Source organism: Bacillus sp. BPN334, assembly GCF_008368885.1.
Lineage (GTDB): Bacteria > Bacillota > Bacilli > Bacillales > Bacillaceae_G > Bacillus_A > Bacillus_A wiedmannii.
The window spans coordinates 37,741-57,165 of record NZ_QOZW01000003.1 but is presented as its reverse complement, the minus strand read 5'-3'; the positions used below and the strand labels follow the sequence as shown (position 1 = coordinate 57,165).

Below are 19,425 nucleotides of genomic sequence, written 5' to 3'. Positions count from 1 at the left end.
ACGTGAATAACATCCACACTTCTCCCCTTCACATTAACCCGAATTTTAATAATTTGTGAATCATTATAGAAATGTGATAAATATCACATCTCCCGCTTTTTTGATTTTCTATAATAGAAATATAATCCTTTGTTCAACATTTCACATAAAAAGGGGAAACGAAAATGAAAAAACGTTTAGTTATGATCGGAAATGGTATGGCTGGCATACGCTGTATGGAAGAAATATTAAAACATGATAGTGATTCATATGAGATTACTATTTTTGGAGATGAACCGCATCCAAACTACAACCGTATTATGCTCTCTCATGTTTTACAAGGCAAAACAAATATGCAAGATATCATTATGAATGAATATAGTTGGTACGAAGAAAACGAAATAACTTTATACACAAACGAAAGAGTTCAAAGTATTAACCGAGAAGAAAAAATTATCATTACAGAAAAGAATCGTACTCTTACATATGACAAGCTCATTATTGCAACAGGTTCTAGTGCTTTTATTTTACCTGTTGAAGGTTCCACTCTTCCTGGTGTAACAGGATTTCGAACTATTGAAGATACACAATTTATGATAGATACCGCTAAAGAAAAGAAAAAGGCCGTTGTCATTGGTGGCGGGTTACTCGGTTTAGAAGCCGCAAGAGGTCTAATTGACTTAGGAATGGACGTGCATGTTGTTCATTTAATGCCAAACTTAATGGAGCAACAACTAGATACGAAAGCAGCTTCTTTATTGCGTGAAGATTTAGAAGCGCAAGGCATGAAGTTTTTAATGGAAAAGAAAACTGTAAAAATTCTTGGTACAGACTATGTTGCTGGCATTCAATTTGAAGATGGTGAAGTTGTAGATTGTGATTTAATCGTAATGGCTGTCGGAATACGACCAAATACGAAAATAGCCAGAGATGCTGGTCTCATTGTCAATCGCGGCATTGTAGTCAATGACTATATGCTAACAAATGATGAAGCCATTTATGCAGTTGGCGAATGCGCAGAACATGATGGTATCGCATATGGACTTGTTGCCCCTCTTTATGAACAAGGCACAATATTAGCAAAACATATAACGAATTTACAAACGAATGGATATATGGGCAGTATCGTTGGTACGCAATTAAAAGTTGCTGGTTGTGATTTATTCTCTGCTGGCCAAATTTATGAAGATGATCAAACGAAAGCAATTTCAATCTTTGATGAATGTAAACGTTCCTATAAAAAAGTATTAATTCGTGATAATAAAGTCGTCGGTATCGTTTTATATGGTGACACAGCTGACGGTACACGCCTCTTTAGCATGTTAAAGAAAGAAGAAGATATACAAGAATATACAGCCGCTTCCCTTCTTCACAAAGCTGGTGAAGAAAGTGAACTTGACGTTGCTACAATGAGTGCAGATGACACGATTTGTGGATGTAATGGTGTTACGAAAGGTACAATCGTTCATGCCATTTTAGAGCAAGAGTTAACTACTTTTGAAGAAGTAAAAGGATGCACGAAAGCCGCAGGATCTTGTGGTAAATGTCGTCCGCTTGTGGAGCAAGTTTTATCTCATACACTCGGAGATGCTTTTGATGCTTCCGCGCAGTCTGCTGGTATGTGCGGATGTACAACTTTATCACGTGATGAAGTCGTAGCCGCCATTCACGAGAAAGGTTTAAAATCTCCAAAAGAAGTACGAAATGTTCTTCGTTTTGTACATGAAGATGGCTGTTCAAAATGTCGCCCTGCTTTAAATTACTACTTACGGATGGCGATTCCAGAAGAATATGAAGATGATAAAGCGTCCCGTTTCGTTAATGAAAGAATGAACGGGAACATTCAGCACGATGGTACATTCTCTGTTATTCCACGTATGTACGGTGGTGTTACAACAGCAGATGATTTAATGAAAATTGCTGAAGTTGCGAAAAAGTACGATGTTCCTCTTGTGAAAATTACAGGTGCGAGCCGAATCGGCTTATATGGTGTTAAAAAACAAGATTTACCTAACGTATGGGCTGACTTACATATGACTTCGGGATATGCGTATTCAAAATCGCTTCGTAATGTAAAATCATGTGTTGGTTCTCGCTTCTGCCGTTTCGGCACGAAAGATTCATTAGGACTTGGTATGTTACTTGAACAATCATTAGAAATGGTAGATACACCCCATAAAATGAAGATGGGAGTAACGGGCTGTCCACGTAACTGTGCGGAAGTACTGACGAAAGATTTTGGCGTTGTATGTGTCGAAAATGGATACCAACTTTATATTGGCGGAAATGGTGGTACAGAAGTACGCGAAGCTGATTTTGTAATGATCGTGCCTACTGAAGATGATGTCCTTCGCATCGCTACAGCTTACATGCAATATTATCGTGAAACTGGTATTTACGGAGAGCGTACTGCTTACTGGACAGAACGTTTAGGCTTCGATCACATAAAAGAAATACTGCAAGATACAAGTATGGTTACTACGCTAAATGAACGCTTCCAAACAGCTCGTAGCACATATACGGAAGCGTGGGGACAAGCACTAGAAATTAAGTCATTAAAAGCGATGTATGAAGTAGAAACTGTGAAATAAGGAGCTGTGATTTAAATGATACAAACGAAAGAAAAAATAAAAGTTATGTGTGCAGAAGACCTTCCTATACAAATCGGTAAAGAGGTGCAAATGAAAGGTATGTCTATCGCCCTATTCCGTCTTTCAAATGGCGATATTCGAGCTGTAGAAAATCGTTGTCCTCATAAAAACGGACCGTTAGCAGAAGGAATTGTATCTGGTGAATTCGTCTTTTGTCCACTGCATGATTGGAAAATTTCATTACTAACAGGTGAAGTTCAAAAACCTGATGACGGTTGTATTCAAACTTATGAAGTAGAAGTTATTAAGGGTGACATTTATATATACATGTAATTTTTAAAAAAGGAAGCCTCCCCCTGGCTTCCTTTTACATAAAAATAGAAGAGGTGCGATTATGAACGGATATGTATATTTAGTTGGTGCAGGACCAGGTGATGAAGGGCTTATTACAAAGAAAGCGATAGATTGTTTAAAGCGTGCAGATATCGTTTTATATGACCGTTTATTAAACCCTTTCTTTCTTAGTTATACAAAAGAAACATGTGAACTTATTTATTGCGGAAAAATGCCAAAGAATCATACTATGCGACAAGAAATGATTAACGCCCACCTCCTTCAATTTGCGAAAGAAGGAAAAATCGTTGTCCGCTTAAAGGGCGGAGATCCATCTATTTTTGGCCGCGTTGGTGAAGAAGCAGAAACTTTAGCAGCAGTGAACGTTCCATATGAAATTGTACCAGGTATTACATCTAGCATCGCCGCTAGTAGCTATGCAGGTATCCCCCTCACCCACCGTAACTACAGTAATAGCGTCACTTTATTAACTGGGCATGCAAAAGGTCCTTTAACCGATCATGGAAAATATAATTCATCTCACAATAGCGACACTATCGCCTACTACATGGGTATAAAAAACTTACCTACAATTTGTGAAACCTTACTACAAGCAGGAAAGAAAGACAATACGCCAGTAGCAGTCATTGAATGGGGTACAACTGGTAAACAACGCGTCGTCACAGGTACACTTTCAAGCATTGTTTCTATCGTCAAAAACGAAAATATTTCTAATCCATCCATGACAATTGTTGGTGATGTCGTTTCCTTACGGGATCAAATCGCTTGGAAAGAACGTAAACCATTGCATGGTAAAAAAGTTTTATTTGCATCCGCAACAAATAAAACAAGTTCAATGGTGCAAAAGTTACAAGAAGCCGGTGCAGAAATATATCAAATTCCAACTTTCAAAAAGGAAGAATACACATTAACATTTGAACAAATCAATGAAAATTTTAACGTTGATCGCCTTGTTTTTTGTTCAGCTGAAAGTGTAGAAATATTGATGCGATCATGTAGTAAACATCAGAAAGATATTCGTTCCTTACAGGCGCAACTGCAATATTTGAACGTTGCCACTCAAGAAAAACTGATGCAATATGGGCTACTAAGTAAACAAGCAGAGTTCTCTTCCGATACTACTATTTATTTAGGACGAAATATTAATCGGATTGCTTTTATTCAAGAGAAAATTGGTGCCGGGTCATATATGATGACTCATGCGTATACAATTGATCATCGTTTCGATGAAGTCCATTCTCGTATGCTTTCTGAATTCTCATGGGATAGCATTGTGTTTGACGGCCGTGCTTCAATTGATACGTTTCTATCAGAAGTAAAGCGCCTTGGCTTTATCGATATTCTTACTCTCCCCTTCTCGTATACCGACATTCCAACTTTACACTATGCGAATAAAGTCGGATTTCATAATGTAGATGAGCAATTACAAGACATGATTATGAAGAAAGATTTGGTGGTACGATGAAAGGAATTGTATATGTTGGACACGGGAGTCGCTTACAAGAAGGGAACGAACAATTCATTCACTTTATTCAATCTGTTATGAAAGAACGTAACGAAAGAATTCAAAAAATAGCTTTTCTAGAGCTAACGACACCTACCATTTCTGATGCAGTTACAGAAGCGATACTGGAGGGATCAACTGAAATAATGATTGTACCTGTTTTATTATTTGCAGCAGCTCACTATAAACGTGATATTCCTTTTGAAATAGAGCAACTACAAAAGAAATATCCACAAATAACATTTTCAGTTGTACCACCTTTTAGTACGCATCCACATATGGTGGAACTTGTAGTGAAAAGAATACGTGAAACTATGCCAATGCAAGATAGTAGTATTTTACTCGTAGGACGAGGTAGCAGTGATCCACAGCCGATACATGAGTTACAACAAATCGGAGCAGCTGTCGAACGAAAACTCGGTATGCAAGTATCGTGCTCCTTTTTAACGAAAGGAGAGCCCTCTTTTACTGCTGATCTCAAGGCTATAACATCGACTGCGCCCCATGTATATGTCATGCCGTACCTTCTCTTTACCGGATTGTTGCTTCAAAAAATTAAATTGCATACAAAAAAATATGATCACGTTACGACTTGTAACTGCCTTCAGTTTGATAAATATATGAAGTTAACATTATTAGAACGAATGGAGGAATGTGTGTATGTATAACATGTACCCTCTTATGTTTAATCTAAATAAAAAAGTGGTCGTTATCATTGGTGGAGGTAAAATCGCATATCGAAAAGCGTCTGGATTAAAAGATACAGGCGCTTTTGTCACCATTATCAGCCCAGAAATTTGCGAGGAATTGAAAGAACTGCCTTATATTACTTGGAAGCAAAAAACTTTTAGTGATGATGATATTAAAGATGCTCATCTTATTTATGCAGCTACAAATCAACATGATATAAATATGATGGTCAAACAAGCCGCACTTGATTTTCAATGGGTTAACGTTGTAAGTGACGGTACAGAATCATCGTTTCACACACCGGGTATCATTCGATATGATGAATATGTTGTAACGATTTCAACCTCAGGTAAAGATCCATCGTTTACAAAGCGTATGAAGCAAGAACTAACATCTATGTTTCCTAAACTTATAAAAAAGCTTTCTCGTACACATAAATCGTAATTTAATTTGGACAAACGTTTTTTAAAGACGTTTGTTCTTTTTATTATTAAACAAATAATTGCCACTCCTACAGCTATGACTCACGTCAGTGGAAGTTCTTTTCTCATATCCTAGTCGTATAAGAGGCGGAATGCCTTTATCTACTTGTTCTGTTAAAGGTCCCATTATTTGAGTTCATACATTTATCTCTTAATTTCTTTATCTGTAGGCAAAACAATTGCAGCTATTATATAAAGTAACACTGTAAATCCGCTAGTAAAAAAGGCTGATAATGCAGTTACTATACGAAGGATACTTACATCAATTCCATACTTATCGCTTAAGCCACCTAATACACCTGATACTTGTTTATCTTGAGTAGACTTATATAACTTTTTCATCTAAACACCCCCGATCCGATTAAATATTTGTATGCTAAAAATTAGTTCGATCTTTGGAAGAGATTTAAAATTTCTTTAACTAACCCTTTAATTGAATAACATCTGATATCTATATTTTAACATAAAATTCCATAAAACTTCTGTTTTTCATTTTTAAACCACATTATTTTAGAATACAAGTGTTTGTTAAGCTAGCAATAAAAAACATATCGAAGCCTATTACTAAAAGAACCCTCCTAGATTACTTTAGGAGGGTTCTTTTTCTTTATTAATGATTCTTTAACATCACTAACAGCTTTTCTTGACTATACATCCATACTGTAATGATTAAACAAGCAAGTGCGACTTCTGATAATGCCATAAATCCAATTGCATAATGACCTGTTAGTTGGAATAGTAAAGTTAAAATTAGGGGTGGGAAGAACCCTCCTAGTCCGCCTAAAGCTGAAACGAGTCCATTTACAATACCAGCTTGTTCTGAGAAATACATTGGAACGAGTTTGAAGATTGTACCATTACCAATACCTGCGCAAAATGCGACTAGTAGGCAACCAAATGTATACACGTTCATACTAGGCATAAATGATAAAATAATACCTGAAAGTGTTAAACCGATAAATACGAAGATTAATATTTTAAACGGGTTAAACTTATCACCAAGCCAACCACCAATCGGACGCATCATTGTTGCTAATACGATGAATCCGGCTGTCCGCATACCTGCATCTACTTTTTCTAATCCGAAGTGAGATACTAAAAAGTTTGGTAAGTATACTGTAAATGCGACAAATGATCCGAATGTTAAAAAGTAAAAGATACATAAAAACCAAAGTTTTTCATTTTTATATACACCTTTTATTTGTTCCATTAATGGTGTATTCACCTTTTTCTCCTTACGATCACCTAATAAAAAGTTCATAAGTGCAAATGCTGCAAGTAAAACTAAATAACACTGTACTGTCGTTCTCCAGCCAACTGAAGTTGCAATGACAGGTGCTAAAAACGAAGTAATTGCTGTTCCGGCGTTACCGACACCGTAAATACCATTTACAAAACCGTGACTCTCTTTCGGAAAGTATTTCGGTAAAGAAGTTACCCCTACGGAGAATACGGCCCCACCGATTCCGACGAATAAGCCACCAATAATTAAATCCATCATTGAATTGGCAACACTAATATAAAAGACAGGAAATAATAATAGAATAAAACTAATAAAGAATAATTTTCTTGCTCCGAAACGATTTGTCCAATAACCAATTGGAATGCGAAGAACAGAACCTAAAATAACCGGTACTGCTGTTACCATAGAAATTTGTCCCGCAGTTAATGGAATATCCGCTTTAATATAAGGCATTAATGATGATAAAATAACCCATACCATAAAACCGATAACTAGATTAGAAGTTTGTAAACTTAATTGAAAATTAGGACCTTTCATCCTGTTCCCTCCTATGTATGCATAGTTATATTCATTCCCTCCAGCCTAATCACGTCCTAACATGATTAGGCTGAAAAGAATCAACCACCACTTACTGGCGGAATCATTGCTATGACATCGCCAGTTTGAATGATATCATCCTCATTTGCATACTCTTCATTGATAGCGACCATTATCTCACTTGAAATTGCTACGTTGTATTTCGTAATAAGGACTTCCTTTAGTTCAGCAACCGTAATATTTTCACAATCTATGTGTAATGCTGACTTACTTACTTCTTCTTGTAAATGTGCAAATAATAGTACTTCAATCATATTCTCATCTCCTTTCTAGGCTCACCATTTGCATACGCTACCTTCTCTAACTGATCACCTATCCATGACTCACCATCTTCCCAAAACTCTTTCTTCCATATTGGAACCATTTGTTTTATACGCTCCATAATATATTCGTTCGCCTCATAGGCAGCTTTCCGGTGTGGTGTAGAAACAGCGACGACAACAGCAAGATCAGAAATTTGTAATGTACCAATGCGATGTGTAATGGCGACATTTGTCCCAGGCCACTTCTCTCCTACTTCGGTGCCAATTCTCTTAAGCTGTTTCTCCGCCATTGACTTATATGCTACATACTCTAAATATAGCGTACGACGGCCTTTCGTAAATTCTCTAACAGTACCAATGAAAGTCGCAACTGCGCCACATTCACGACGAATTACTTTGTTTGTAACTTCTTCAATTGAAATAGGTGTATCAATTACTTCATAATACGTATGTGTCATCTTGCACCTCTTATCTTTGTATAAGTTAGCAATCTATTTTTCTATTATTTGTATGATCGAAACTGTCCTTCCCACGTCCACTCACTTCCGGCGCTTGATTCTAATAACAGTACCGAGACAGTTATTCCTGCTTTAAATCCTCTCGTTCCTCCCGGCAGGACGATACATGCATTCGCCTCTGCAAGTGAAGAAATTGCACTAGATTTGTCTAAACCAACTGGTGTAGCTTGCAATGTTCCATCTACAATTTCCACTTTCCCTCGTACAAAACGAGTAAATGGGTTTGCTTTCAGAAAGTCTTTCTGTAATATTGCCTCTGCACGATATACGTGCGAATCTTTTCTATGCAAATATGTTCCAATGACTGGCCGAACATATAATTCACAACCGACATAACAAGCTGAAGGATTACCAGATAGACCAAATAATAGTTTTCCTTCTAGCTCAGCTACAGTTGTCACACTTCCTGGTCGCATCGCTATTTTGTTGAAAAGTACATTAGCTCGTAATCTCTCATAAATAGCAGGTAAATAGTCATAGTCTCCTACCGAAACGCCACCAGTTGTAATTAAAATATCGACTTCTTTTATCGCTTTTTTCACAGTGTTATAACACGTCTCAAAATCGTCAGCGAATTGTCCATAATACTGTACAACTCCGCCCGCTCGTTCAACTTGAGCAGCTATCATATAGGAGTTACTATTTCGAATCTTCCCTGGCTTTAATTGTTCATGTACTTCAAGCAGTTCACTTCCTGTCGTTACAATTCCGATAACCGGCTGTTTTACAACGTAAACGGTACTATAACCAAACGTAGAAAGAAGCGCCACTACTCCAGGGTTAATAACAGTCCCTTTTTTCACAAGGATGGTATTTTGTTTTACATCTTCACCTTTAAAAGAAATGTTATCACCGGCGGCGAAGGAGCGTTTTAATTTCATATACGTCTTTTCTTTTTCTTCAAATCCTTCCGTTAGCTCTAACATAACAACCGCATTACACCCTTTTGGAATTGCGGCTCCTGTCATAATACGGACAGCTTGAAATGCTTTCACTTCTTCTGTAAAAACAAAACCGGCTCCAATTTCACCAATCACTTCAAACAGAATGGGATTACTGCTACTTGCTTCTTTTGTATCTTCTGCTCGAATCGCAAACCCGTCGTATGGAGAGCGATCAAAATGAGGGACATCATGATCTGCAATAACATCTTCTCCAAGAATTCTTCCGTAACTTTCTATAAGAGAAACCTCTTCTATTTCACCTTGATGAGCGTATTTCATTACACGTGCCACTGCTTCTGCCACCGGAATTGGTATACGTTTTGCTAACATTCTTTTTCACCTCGTTTTAATAAGGGGCAACGTTCTTTCTGTTCATCCTATATATTTTGCGTATAATCGTTTTGCTATTTTCACATCATTTGTTCCATGAATAAATGCCCTACCGTCTGTAAATAAAACGAAACGATATTCATCAATTAGAAATGATAGTAAGTAAGGCGTTTTTTGGACATGTACACTTTTTTGTAATCGTTTTTGAATTTCGTTTAAATTAAGATTTCTCTTTATTCCTGAACGGATTTGAACTGTATTCCGTCCGCATAACACTTCCGTTTTCATTTGTGCTTCAAATGTTAAACTTGGATACGTTCGTGATTTCCCACAAGATGGACATGTACTTTTTTTCTGTCTATTTACTTTTAATGAGAGATATTGATTGTTCCAAATATCAAATGATAACATCGTTCCTCTTAGCGACTCATAATCATCCACCAATATTTTCATCGCCTCTGTCACTTGGTGCGCAACAACCATCTGTACAGCTGGCTGAATAATTCCGGCTGTATCGCATGTTGCACCGCCCATAGGATGATCCATTAGACAGCGAAAACATGGTGTTTTCCCAGGAAGAATTGTATACGTTACACCGTAACTTCCAATGCATCCTCCGTATATCCAAGGTATATTTTCTTTTTGTGAGATGTCATTTATAAGTAGGCGCGTATCAAAATTGTCAGTCGCATCTAATATGAGATCTACTTCTTTTGTTAACTCTTCTATTTCTTGCATTGTGACATCCGTTACAACTGGTACAATTTCCACTTCAGAATTAATCTTTCTTACATGTTCTGCCGCTGCAATTGCTTTCGGTTTAGACTGCTTTGCATCTTCTTCTGTATATAACTGTTGCCGCTGTAAATTACTCCATTCGACGTAGTCACGATCGGCAATTGTCAATTTCCCAATTCCCATCCTAACGAGCGCTTCCGCATTTGCAGCTCCTAGTGCACCCGCACCGATTAGGAGCACTTGCTTTTCTCTTATTTTTCTTTGTCCCATTTCACCAATTCCAGAAAACAATACTTGCCTTGAATATCGCTCTTGCATAGAGAATCCTCCTTTCACTATCCGCCAATGTAAGACATTTCAACTTTTGGACGTTTATTTGTACTTTCCACCGTTCTTTCATCTGAATATCGATCTGTTCTATATCGCCATGTATGTTGTAAAATTTTTAATAGTGAGGCATCCGAAATATTTTCTCGAAGAAGCGTTCGCAAATCCGTTCCTTTTTCTCCAAATAAGCACGTATAAAACTTGCCGTCTGCCGAAATACGAGCTCTCGTACAAGAAGAACAAAATGACTCAGATACTGAAGTAATAAATCCAACTTCGGCATCGCTCCCTACATATCGATACAATTTCGCAACTTCGCCAAAGTAACGAGGTTGAACAGGCTCAATCGGATATACGCGATTAATCTTCTCTATTAATTGTTCCTTCGTAATAACTTGTTCAAAATTCCATCCGTTCGTACTGCCTACATCCATAAACTCAATAAAGCGGAGCTGAATTTCTTGTTCTTTAAAATAACGAGCCATATAAAGGATTTGACTATCATTCATTCCCTTTTTTACGACCATATTTACTTTCACTTCTAATCCTGCAGCCTTTGCTGCTTCAATTCCTTTTAATACAGGTTTTGTACTTACATTTCTTCCATTGATTTTTTGGAAGACGTGATCCTCTATCGCATCTAAACTAATATTTACACGTTTTAATCCCGCGTCTTTTAACTCCTTAGCTTGTTTTGCTAAATGAATACCGTTTGTTGTGAGCCCAATATCTTTTAAACCTTCTATCTTTGCAAGTCTTGCGATTAACTGCGGTAAGTCTTTACGCAATAACGGTTCACCGCCAGTAAGCCTAATTTTATTGACTCCCATACTTATAAATAATCGTGCTAATCTTTCTATTTCATCGAACGTTAATAAAAACTCTTCCTGTAAAAAAGCGTAATCAGGTCCGAACACTTCAGCGGGCATACAATATGTGCACCTAAAATTACAACGATCAATAACTGAAATACGTAAATCTTGAAGTGGCCGCTTTAAAGAATCTTTCATTTTCTCGTGCATCTATATCCCTTCTTTTCTACTGCAATCCTTAGTAAGTTTTCAATTTTTTATTTGCCTTTATTATAAAAAAGAAGCTACATATTCAATGTGACATTTCTCACATCACTTTCCCCATTCAAAAAATTTTCACAAATCCGTTCGAATTTTGTTCACATCTTCAGTCTCTCCTCCTTACGGTCATTGAAATTTCACTTTATTTTTAAAATAGCTCTTGCATTTCCAGCATATTTACACTCAAAATAGGAAATGTATTGCTTATAAGAAGAAAGGTGATTGCTGTGGCAAACAGTATGACATTATCTCAAGATTTAAAGGAATTACTTGCATCTGTTGAATATAAAATGCAGATTAAAAAGGGGAGTTTTATTTTTCAAGAAGGTATGGAAGCAACAGAACTCTATATCATCCACTCAGGAAAAGTACAAATTAGTAAACTAAGTGCTGACGGGCAAGAATTAACACTCCGTATTTGTTCGGCATACGACATTATTGGAGAATTAACATTATTCACGGACAATGCGAAGTATTTATTAAATTCAAAATGCCTTGAAGATGTTGAAGTAGGAGTAATAAAGCGTGAAACCTTAGAAAAAGCATTACTCCAAAAACCCGCACTTGTATTTGAATTTATGAAATGGATTAGTGAACATTTAAGAAGAATGCAAACGAAGTTCCGAGATTTAGTATTACACGGCAAAAAAGGTGCCCTGTATTCTACTCTCATACGAATGACAAATAGTTATGGTGTGTTAAAGGAAAATGGTATTCTCATCGATTTACCATTAACGAATCAAGAACTTGCTAATTTCTGTGCAACTTCACGTGAAAGTGTAAATCGAATGTTAAATGAATTAAAAAAGCAAGGCACAATTTCTATTCATAAAGGAAAGATTACAATCCACGATTTACAATTTTTAAAATGTGAAATTGCATGTGAAGATTGCTCTGCCTCTGTTTGTAGTATTGATTAGCATCTTATTTAGATACTTATACCTATAAGGAAAGCCGAGGTCTCCAATTAGATCTCGGCTTTCCTTATAAATTACTAAACATATAAAACTAAATCATTTTTTCAATTCATTTGGAATACGTCTTCTGTAAATCACATAACTACGGCTTAAATATTTAATTGGGGCACTAAAAACATGTACTAGTCTTGTAAATGGCCATACTGCGAAAAGCCCCATCCCTGCGAGAATATGAATTTTAAACCATACAGGCACTTCCATCATATATTCAACTTTCGGTTGGAAAATAAAGAGACTTCGGAACCACGGACCGATCGTTGTACGATAATCAAACCCTTTTGAGTCGATGTTTAAAAAAGTTGAAGAAAGTCCTGCTAGCATTACGATAAGTAATAAAATAAGCGCAATATAATCTCCCTTTGTACTCGTTGCAATGATGCGTTTTACTGTTACACGGCGGTACGTTAATATAATTAAACCGATGATAGAAGCAATACCTGCCGGAAGTCCGAAACTAATTGCTATTATGTGATACATATGCTCCGAAATACCTATTGAACGATAAACAGCCTCTGGAATTAAAATCCCCATAACATGACCGCCAATTACGAACATGATCCCAAAGTGGAATAATAGACTTCCAATTCGTAGCATTTTCTTTTCTAATAGTTCACTAGATTTTGATGTCCATCCAAATTGATCATAGTTGTATCTGAAAATATGTCCACCGATAAAGATCGCAAAAATGATATAGGGAAACAATACCCATAGAAATTGATCCATCATTTTGACAACTCTCCTTTCTAATTTGTCTGTACACCCCATGTATCGATAGCGAGTAGAACAGCCGCAAGAATCGGTTCATACATACTACCTGCTTCTTTTAACTGAACGTGTAATGCTTGTATGTTCTCCTTGTATTTACTCATAATTGGTTCACTGTCTTGCTCATTTGCATTTGCAAAAAACTCGAGTAATAACGGTAAATAATCAGGTAGTTCTTTATCTGTTACTTCAAAACCAGATTTTTTATAATGCTGCTTTAACTCTAGTAATTCAATACCTCTTTCTCTTTGTTCGCCGGTGTTCATATAAGTTAAATACATATTTGTCTTTTTACCAAAATCAAATGTATATACGTAACAGTCAATTAATTGATCATCCATTTTATCCAGCGCTTGCTTTATAAATGCTGTAAGTGATGCTTTAACGTCTTCCTGTTCAATCGCTTCAATCTCTTCTTGCAATTCAGTTAAAGCTTCTCTCCACCCGAGTTCCGGATAGGAAAGAAGGAATGAAGAACATGAAAAAGCAGTTTGTAAACTTTGTTTCATATTTTTCCGCCCCCATTATTTAAGAAATTGTCGTGCAAGAGCCTGGGCCACCTGCGAAAGATAAACCACAGCTTCCTTGTTCGTTATATAAATCTGCAACTTGCTCGCGGTGAGATGTCGGGATGACGAAGCGATCTTTATATTTCGCGATAGCAAGAAGACGATACATATCTTCTACATCTTGTTTCGTTAAGCCAAGTTCTTTTAATACCGATTCATTTGGTTCTTTATTAATTTGCAATGCTCTCATATGTGTTCGCATAACAGCCATTTTTTTCAATGTAAGACGAATATGTGATTCATCTCCTGCAGTGAGTAAATTCGCTAAATATTGAATTGGAATACGCATATTATCAATAGCAGGGAAAATCTCTTCTGCTTGCCAGTTACTACCTTTCCCCTCCACCATGTTCATAATTGGGCTAAGCGGCGGGATATACCAAACCATCGGCATTGTACGATACTCTGGATGAAGAGGTAGAGCGATTTTCCAATCAATAATCATTTTATAGATTGGTGACTGTTGTGCCGCTTTAATCCATTCTTCAGGAATCCCTTGTTTTTTCGCTTCAGCTGCTACTTCTGGATCATTTGGATCTAGGAAAACAGTAAGCTGAGATTCATATAAATCTTTTTCATCTTCAACAGACGCCGCTTCTTTTACTTTGTCAGCGTCATATAGCATTACCCCAATATATCGAATACGTCCTACACATGTTTCCGAACAAATTGTTGGCATACCCGCTTCAATACGCGGGAAGCACATTGTGCATTTTTCAGCTTTATTTGTTTGCCAGTTAAAATACACTTTTTTATACGGACAAGAAGATACGCAAAATCTCCAAGCACGACATGCATTTTGATCTACAAGGACAATCCCATCTTCTTCACGTTTATACATCGCACCCGATGGACACGAAGATACACAAGATGGATTCATACAGTGTTCGCATATGCGCGGTAAATACATCATAAAGACATTTTCAAAATCCGTTTTAATTTCTTCTTCCATTTTCTTTACGTTCGGGTCTTGCAATCCTGTTATATGTCCGCCAGCTAAATCATCTTCCCAGTTTGGACCCCATTCAATTTTGTCGATAAATTCACCTGTAATTGCTGATTTCGGACGAGCAACTGGCTGATGCTTACGCTGCGGACTATTTGTTAACGTTTCATAATCATAGTTCCAAGGTTCAAAGTAATCATCAATTGTTGGTTGATCTGGATTGTGGAAAATATTCATAAGGCGCTTCATTTTTGAACCGGATTTCAGTTGAATTTCACCATTTTTCAATTCCCAGCCGCCTTTATATTTCTCCTGATCTTCCCATTGCTTCGGATAACCAATTCCCGGTTTCGTTTCTACGTTATTGAAGTACATATATTCAGCACCTGGACGATTTGTCCAGGTGTTTTTGCACGTTACACTACAAGTATGGCAGCCGATGCATTTATCTAGGTTCATTACCATTCCGACTTGTGCTTTAATCTTCAAGCCAATCTACCTCCTTCAGTTTGCGAATTACAACGTTTAAGTCACGCTGGTTCCCTGTTGGACCATAATAGTTAAATCCGTAGCTTAATTGGCCATATCCACCAATCATATGTGTCGGTTTCACATGAATACGGGTTGGACTATTATGCGTTCCTCCGCGGGTGCTTGTTAATTTCGTACCAGGCACGTTAATGTGACGATCTTGTGCATGGTGCATAAATGCCATTCCCCTTGGTATACGGTGCGTTACAACAGCACGTGCTACAACAACTCCGTTACGGTTAAAGCACTCAATCCAATCATTATCTGCAACGCCAGCTTCTGCAGCGTCCTCTTTATTCATCCAAACAGTTGGACCACCTCTAAATAGCGTTAACATCGGTAATGAATCGAAATACATACTATGAATTGACCACTTATTATGTGGTGTTAAATAGTTTAAAGTAATTTCTTTCCCTTCTACTTCAGGCCGTGATTTACGGAACGGCTTATGTTGCAGAATTGGTTTAAATGTTGCCATCGTTTCACCAAATTCTTTCATCATGTCATGATCTAAATAGAAAGATTGTCGACCAGTTATCGTTCTCCAAGGAATGAGACGTTCTACATTTGTAGTAAATGGTGAATAACGGCGTCCACCTTTTTCTGAACCTGTAAATGCTGGAGAAGTAATTACTGTTTTCGGCTGCGCTGTAATTTGTTCGAATGTGAAGCATTCTTCTTCACGTTCTTCTGCTAAATCACGTAGTTTTAAATCCGTTTGTTTTTCAAGTGCTTCCCATGCTTTTACAGCCATATGACCGTTTGTTGTAGAAGAAAGTGTTAATACCGCTTCAGCAGCATTAATTGCTTCTTTTATGTCTGGGCAACCTTTCGCAATAGAATCCGTTCGAACGACTCCTAATCGGCTCTTTAATTGCTCATATTCTTTTTCCGCAGACCAAGAAATCCCTTTCGTACCAATTGGCTGTTTTCCGGTATTTGGTCCTAGCGCAGTCATTTTGTCATAAATCGTTTTATAATCCCTTTCGACAACATGAATTTGTGGCATCGTTTTACCTGGGATCGGTTCACACTCACCTTTGCTCCAATCTTTAATCTTGCCAAGTGGTTGCGCTAATTCTTGTGGTGTATCGTGAAGAAGTGGTGTTGCAACAACTTCTTTCATTGGTTCAAGATCTATTTTCTTCGCTAAATCAGACACAGCTTTAGAAAGAGAAGTGAAAATGTCCCAGTCAGAGCGTGCTTCCCACGGTGAACCGATTGCTGGATTAAATGGATGTACAAATGGATGCATATCTGTACTACTTAAATCATGCTTTTCATACCAAGTTGAAGCAGGTAAGACGATATCAGAATAAAGCGCTGTTCCAGCCATACGGAAATCTAAATTAATGAGTAAATCTAACTTCCCTTCTGGTGCTTCTTCATGCCACTTTATTTCTTCTGGTCGTAACGAATCACTATCGTCATTCATTAATCCGTTCGTTGTACCTAACAAATGTTTCAAGAAATATTCATGCCCTTTACCAGAACTTGAAATTAAATTTGCACGCCATACGAATAAGTTGCGCGGGAAGTTATTTTTATTATCAGGATCTTCAATCGCAAATTTCAGTTCTTTATCTTTTAATTTTTGTGCAACGTATTTTCCGATTTCTTCTTGCGTTGTTGCACCAGAAGCAACAGCTTCTTTATATAATTCAATCCCATTTTTCTCGAATGTCGGATACGAAGGTAACCAGCCAAGTCGCGCTGCTAATACGTTGTAATCACCGTGATGTTGATAACGAGAGTTGCCTTCCACTGGTGATGCTAAATGTCCAACTGGTGTATCTTCATAGCGCCATTGATCTGTTACGAAATAGAAGAAAGATGTACCGTTTTGTAATTTTGGTGGCCCTTGCCAATCTTTTGCCATCGCGATTGTTTGCCATCCTTCTGCTGGACGTAATTTCTCTTGACCAACGTAATGCGCCCAACCACCGCCGTTTACACCTTGTGCCCCAACGAGAAGAACAAGATTTAAAACGGCGCGATAAATCGTATCAGAGTTAAACCAATGGTTAATACCAGCTCCGACAATAATCATTGAGCGACCATTTGTATCAACAGCATTTTGTGCGAACTCACGAGCGATTTGAGTAATAAGCTCTCGTTTCACTCCTGTCATTTTCTCTTGCCAAGCAGGAGTAAACGGTACATCATCATTGAAGTCTTTCGGCTCTTGTCCGCCAAGCCCTCGGTTCACACCGTAATTTGCTAACGTTAAGTCGTATACAGTTGTAACGAACACTTCGCCTTCTTCTGTCATAACCTTTTTCACTGGAATTGTACGTTCTAATATTGTATTTCCGTCATCAGAGAAGTATGGAATTTGCACCGTTTCAACACTATCTTCCATTCCAAGTAAAGATAGACGTGGTTCAATCTTTTCACCTGTTTCTTCATCTTCTAAACGTAAGTTCCATTTCTTTTCGTTATCCCAACGTGACCCCATTGTGCCGTGAGGTGTTGCAAAATCATTCGTGTTCTCGTTCCAAAGTACAGGTTTCCATTCTCCTAACTTCGTTTCGCGTCCAATATCAGAAGCGTTTAAGAAACGATCTGCAACGAATTGATTCCCTTTTTGTTTCAATGTGACGAAGAAAGGAAAATCAGTATATTGCTTCGCATACTTTGTGAAGTATTCCACTTGATTATCTACGTAAAATTCTTGTAAGATTACGTGCCCCATTGCCATCGCCAGTGCACCGTCTGTACCTTGTTTCACACTAATCCAATCATCCGCAAACTTTGTAGACTCAGCGAAATCAGGACTTACAGAAACAACTTTCGTTCCTTTATATCGAACCTCTGCTAAAAAGTGAGCATCTGGTGTTCTCGTCATCGGTACATTTGAACCCCATGTCATAATGTAACCAGAGTTATACCAATCACTACTTTCTGGTACATCTGTTTGATCACCCCAAATTTGCGGAGAAGCTGGTGGTAAATCTGCGTACCAATCATAGAAGCTAAGCATCGGTCCCCCCATAAGTTGCATAAAGCGACTACCAGCTGCATGACTTAACATCGACATAGCTGGAATTGGTGAGAAACCAACATTTCGGTCTGGACCGTATTTCATTACTGTGTATAGTAAAGAAGCTGAAACGAGTTGTAATACTTCATCCCAATTCGCACGAATGAATCCCCCTTTACCACGCGCCTGCTTATACGTACGTGCCTTTTCAGGGTTTTCCACAATGCTTTTCCAAGCGTCTAATGGTGACTCGTTATTTTGCAGTTCTTCTTGCCACATATTCCAAAGAACACCACGTACATATGGATATTTCACACGAAGCGGGCTATAAATGTACCAAGAAAAACTTGCTCCACGTGGACATCCTCGCGGTTCAAAATCAGGCATATCAGGACCTGTAGTCGGATAGTTAAGCTCTTGTCCTTCCCAAGTTACAATTCCATCTTTCACATATATATTCCAGCTACATGAACCAGTACAGTTCACGCCGTGTGTAGAACGAATTACTTTATCGTGCTGCCAACGCTTTCTGTACACATTCTCCCATTCGCGATCTTCATATGTTTCTTGTGTATGATTATCGTTATAACGATCTATTGGTGAAAAATATTTTAAACGTCTCATTAGTGCTGAAGGTTTCTTCTTCATACTGTTCACTCCTTTAATACGTCTCTCTTACATACCCTTACTATAAGAGAGGTTGTAAAATTCAGATGTGACATTTCGCACAGTTCAAGAGATTGTCAAAAATTCCGGAAAAAATATAAAAAAGTGAAAATCTAATCATTGTGGAGGGCTCACATCCTTCACTGACTGTTAAATTACTTCCTTGCTTCTAGCAAAGTTTAAGATGAAGTACAGATAATAATGAGCTTGCAAAAAATTTCTTATATAATAGAGGAAGTAATTTGGGAGTAGTTAAATTTGGTATACCTAAATCGTTAGATGAGTTAATAAATAAAAATACAATACTTTAAATCCACCATATCAAGGGCAACTATCCTGAAAATAGTTGAACAAA

Annotated in this window: 17 protein-coding genes; 6 read left to right on the top strand and 11 right to left on the bottom strand. The window is 37.6% G+C overall.

Annotation, left to right across the window (positions count from 1 at the left end):
* Positions 1-164 precede the first annotated feature (164 nt).
* From nirB to DN393_RS02000, 5 genes are all read left to right on the top strand, one after another.
* Positions 165-2,570 carry an NADPH-nitrite reductase large subunit gene (nirB, locus tag DN393_RS02020; RefSeq protein WP_088046622.1) on the top strand — a complete coding sequence of 802 codons (2,406 nt, stop codon included), beginning with the start codon at positions 165-167 and terminating at the stop codon, positions 2,568-2,570.
* Positions 2,571-2,585: 15 nt separating this feature from the next.
* The gene (gene nirD / locus DN393_RS02015) at positions 2,586-2,903 is read left to right on the top strand and encodes a nitrite reductase small subunit NirD (RefSeq protein ID WP_064473966.1); all 318 of its coding nucleotides are present in this window, start codon (positions 2,586-2,588) and stop codon (positions 2,901-2,903) included.
* 61 nt (positions 2,904-2,964) lie between these two features.
* The gene (locus DN393_RS02010; RefSeq protein WP_149173280.1) at positions 2,965-4,389 is read left to right on the top strand and encodes a uroporphyrin-III C-methyltransferase; all 1,425 of its coding nucleotides are present in this window, start codon (positions 2,965-2,967) and stop codon (positions 4,387-4,389) included.
* A complete protein-coding gene (locus tag DN393_RS02005) occupies positions 4,386-5,096 on the top strand; it encodes a sirohydrochlorin chelatase (protein WP_149173279.1) in 711 nt (236 codons plus the stop codon). Before DN393_RS02010 ends, DN393_RS02005 begins: the two co-directional genes overlap by 4 nt.
* On the top strand, positions 5,089-5,562 hold the full coding sequence (locus tag DN393_RS02000) for a precorrin-2 dehydrogenase (RefSeq protein ID WP_149173278.1): 474 nt from the start codon (positions 5,089-5,091) through the stop codon (positions 5,560-5,562). Before DN393_RS02005 ends, DN393_RS02000 begins: the two co-directional genes overlap by 8 nt.
* Positions 5,563-5,744: 182 nt before the next feature.
* On the opposite strand, the gene DN393_RS01995 is transcribed toward DN393_RS02000, so the two are convergent.
* The 7 genes from DN393_RS01995 to moaA form a co-directional block, all read right to left on the bottom strand.
* Positions 5,745-5,942, bottom strand: coding sequence for a PspC domain-containing protein (locus tag DN393_RS01995; RefSeq protein WP_064473971.1), 198 nt, complete (start codon positions 5,940-5,942; stop codon positions 5,745-5,747).
* Positions 5,943-6,210: 268 nt separating this feature from the next.
* On the bottom strand, positions 6,211-7,380 hold the full coding sequence (gene narK, locus DN393_RS01990; protein WP_000678171.1) for a nitrate transporter NarK: 1,170 nt from the start codon (positions 7,378-7,380) through the stop codon (positions 6,211-6,213).
* A gap of 80 nt (positions 7,381-7,460) precedes the next feature.
* Positions 7,461-7,694 (bottom strand): molybdopterin converting factor subunit 1, encoded by a 234-nt coding sequence (gene moaD / locus DN393_RS01985; protein ID WP_000573685.1) that lies wholly within the window; start codon positions 7,692-7,694, stop codon positions 7,461-7,463.
* Positions 7,691-8,161, bottom strand: coding sequence for a molybdenum cofactor biosynthesis protein MoaE (locus tag DN393_RS01980; protein ID WP_064473973.1), 471 nt, complete (start codon positions 8,159-8,161; stop codon positions 7,691-7,693). The genes moaD and DN393_RS01980 overlap by 4 nt, the downstream gene beginning before the upstream one ends.
* A 44-nt stretch (positions 8,162-8,205) precedes the next feature.
* Positions 8,206-9,495, bottom strand: a complete 1,290-nt coding sequence (locus DN393_RS01975) for a molybdopterin molybdotransferase MoeA (protein ID WP_064473974.1) — start codon at positions 9,493-9,495, stop codon at positions 8,206-8,208.
* Between the two features lie 42 nt (positions 9,496-9,537).
* Positions 9,538-10,551, bottom strand: coding sequence for a molybdopterin-synthase adenylyltransferase MoeB (locus DN393_RS01970; protein ID WP_064473975.1), 1,014 nt, complete (start codon positions 10,549-10,551; stop codon positions 9,538-9,540).
* A gap of 17 nt (positions 10,552-10,568) precedes the next feature.
* Complete coding sequence (moaA, locus tag DN393_RS01965) at positions 10,569-11,582, bottom strand: GTP 3',8-cyclase MoaA (protein ID WP_064473976.1); 1,014 nt, start codon at positions 11,580-11,582, stop codon at positions 10,569-10,571.
* Between the two features lie 278 nt (positions 11,583-11,860).
* On the opposite strand from moaA, the gene DN393_RS01960 reads away from it, so the two are divergent.
* A complete protein-coding gene (locus DN393_RS01960; RefSeq protein WP_000013863.1) occupies positions 11,861-12,553 on the top strand; it encodes a Crp/Fnr family transcriptional regulator in 693 nt (230 codons plus the stop codon).
* 93 nt (positions 12,554-12,646) lie between these two features.
* On the opposite strand, the gene narI is transcribed toward DN393_RS01960, so the two are convergent.
* From narI to DN393_RS01940, 4 genes are read right to left on the bottom strand one after another with little or no spacing between them, the layout of a single operon-like run.
* A complete protein-coding gene (gene narI, locus DN393_RS01955; protein WP_000969205.1) occupies positions 12,647-13,336 on the bottom strand; it encodes a respiratory nitrate reductase subunit gamma in 690 nt (229 codons plus the stop codon).
* 17 nt (positions 13,337-13,353) lie between these two features.
* Positions 13,354-13,884, bottom strand: coding sequence for a nitrate reductase molybdenum cofactor assembly chaperone (gene narJ, locus DN393_RS01950; RefSeq protein ID WP_000814221.1), 531 nt, complete (start codon positions 13,882-13,884; stop codon positions 13,354-13,356).
* 19 nt (positions 13,885-13,903) lie between these two features.
* Positions 13,904-15,379, bottom strand: a complete 1,476-nt coding sequence (gene narH / locus DN393_RS01945) for a nitrate reductase subunit beta (RefSeq protein ID WP_048561721.1) — start codon at positions 15,377-15,379, stop codon at positions 13,904-13,906.
* A complete protein-coding gene (locus DN393_RS01940; protein ID WP_064473977.1) occupies positions 15,369-19,052 on the bottom strand; it encodes a nitrate reductase subunit alpha in 3,684 nt (1,227 codons plus the stop codon). Before DN393_RS01940 ends, narH begins: the two co-directional genes overlap by 11 nt.
* Positions 19,053-19,425 lie beyond the last annotated feature (373 nt).

Bases quoted from the DNA above. Each gene is read 5' to 3' on its own strand.
- DN393_RS02010 (WP_149173280.1), top strand. From the start codon at position 2,965: ATGAACGGATATGTATATTTAGTTGGTGCAGGACCAGGTGATGAAGGG.
- DN393_RS01975 (WP_064473974.1), bottom strand. From the start codon at position 9,495: ATGTTAGCAAAACGTATACCAATTCCGGTGGCAGAAGCAGTGGCACGT.
- DN393_RS02000 (WP_149173278.1), top strand. From the start codon at position 5,089: ATGTATAACATGTACCCTCTTATGTTTAATCTAAATAAAAAAGTGGTC.
- DN393_RS01970 (WP_064473975.1), bottom strand. From the start codon at position 10,551: ATGCAAGAGCGATATTCAAGGCAAGTATTGTTTTCTGGAATTGGTGAA.
- DN393_RS02005 (WP_149173279.1), top strand. From the start codon at position 4,386: ATGAAAGGAATTGTATATGTTGGACACGGGAGTCGCTTACAAGAAGGG.
- DN393_RS01980 (WP_064473973.1), bottom strand. From the start codon at position 8,161: ATGACACATACGTATTATGAAGTAATTGATACACCTATTTCAATTGAA.
- DN393_RS01940 (WP_064473977.1), bottom strand. From the start codon at position 19,052: ATGAAGAAGAAACCTTCAGCACTAATGAGACGTTTAAAATATTTTTCA.
- narJ (WP_000814221.1), bottom strand. From the start codon at position 13,884: ATGAAACAAAGTTTACAAACTGCTTTTTCATGTTCTTCATTCCTTCTT.
- moaD (WP_000573685.1), bottom strand. From the start codon at position 7,694: ATGATTGAAGTACTATTATTTGCACATTTACAAGAAGAAGTAAGTAAG.
- nirB (WP_088046622.1), top strand. From the start codon at position 165: ATGAAAAAACGTTTAGTTATGATCGGAAATGGTATGGCTGGCATACGC.
- nirD (WP_064473966.1), top strand. From the start codon at position 2,586: ATGATACAAACGAAAGAAAAAATAAAAGTTATGTGTGCAGAAGACCTT.
- narK (WP_000678171.1), bottom strand. From the start codon at position 7,380: ATGAAAGGTCCTAATTTTCAATTAAGTTTACAAACTTCTAATCTAGTT.
- moaA (WP_064473976.1), bottom strand. From the start codon at position 11,582: ATGCACGAGAAAATGAAAGATTCTTTAAAGCGGCCACTTCAAGATTTA.
- narI (WP_000969205.1), bottom strand. From the start codon at position 13,336: ATGATGGATCAATTTCTATGGGTATTGTTTCCCTATATCATTTTTGCG.
- DN393_RS01995 (WP_064473971.1), bottom strand. From the start codon at position 5,942: ATGAAAAAGTTATATAAGTCTACTCAAGATAAACAAGTATCAGGTGTA.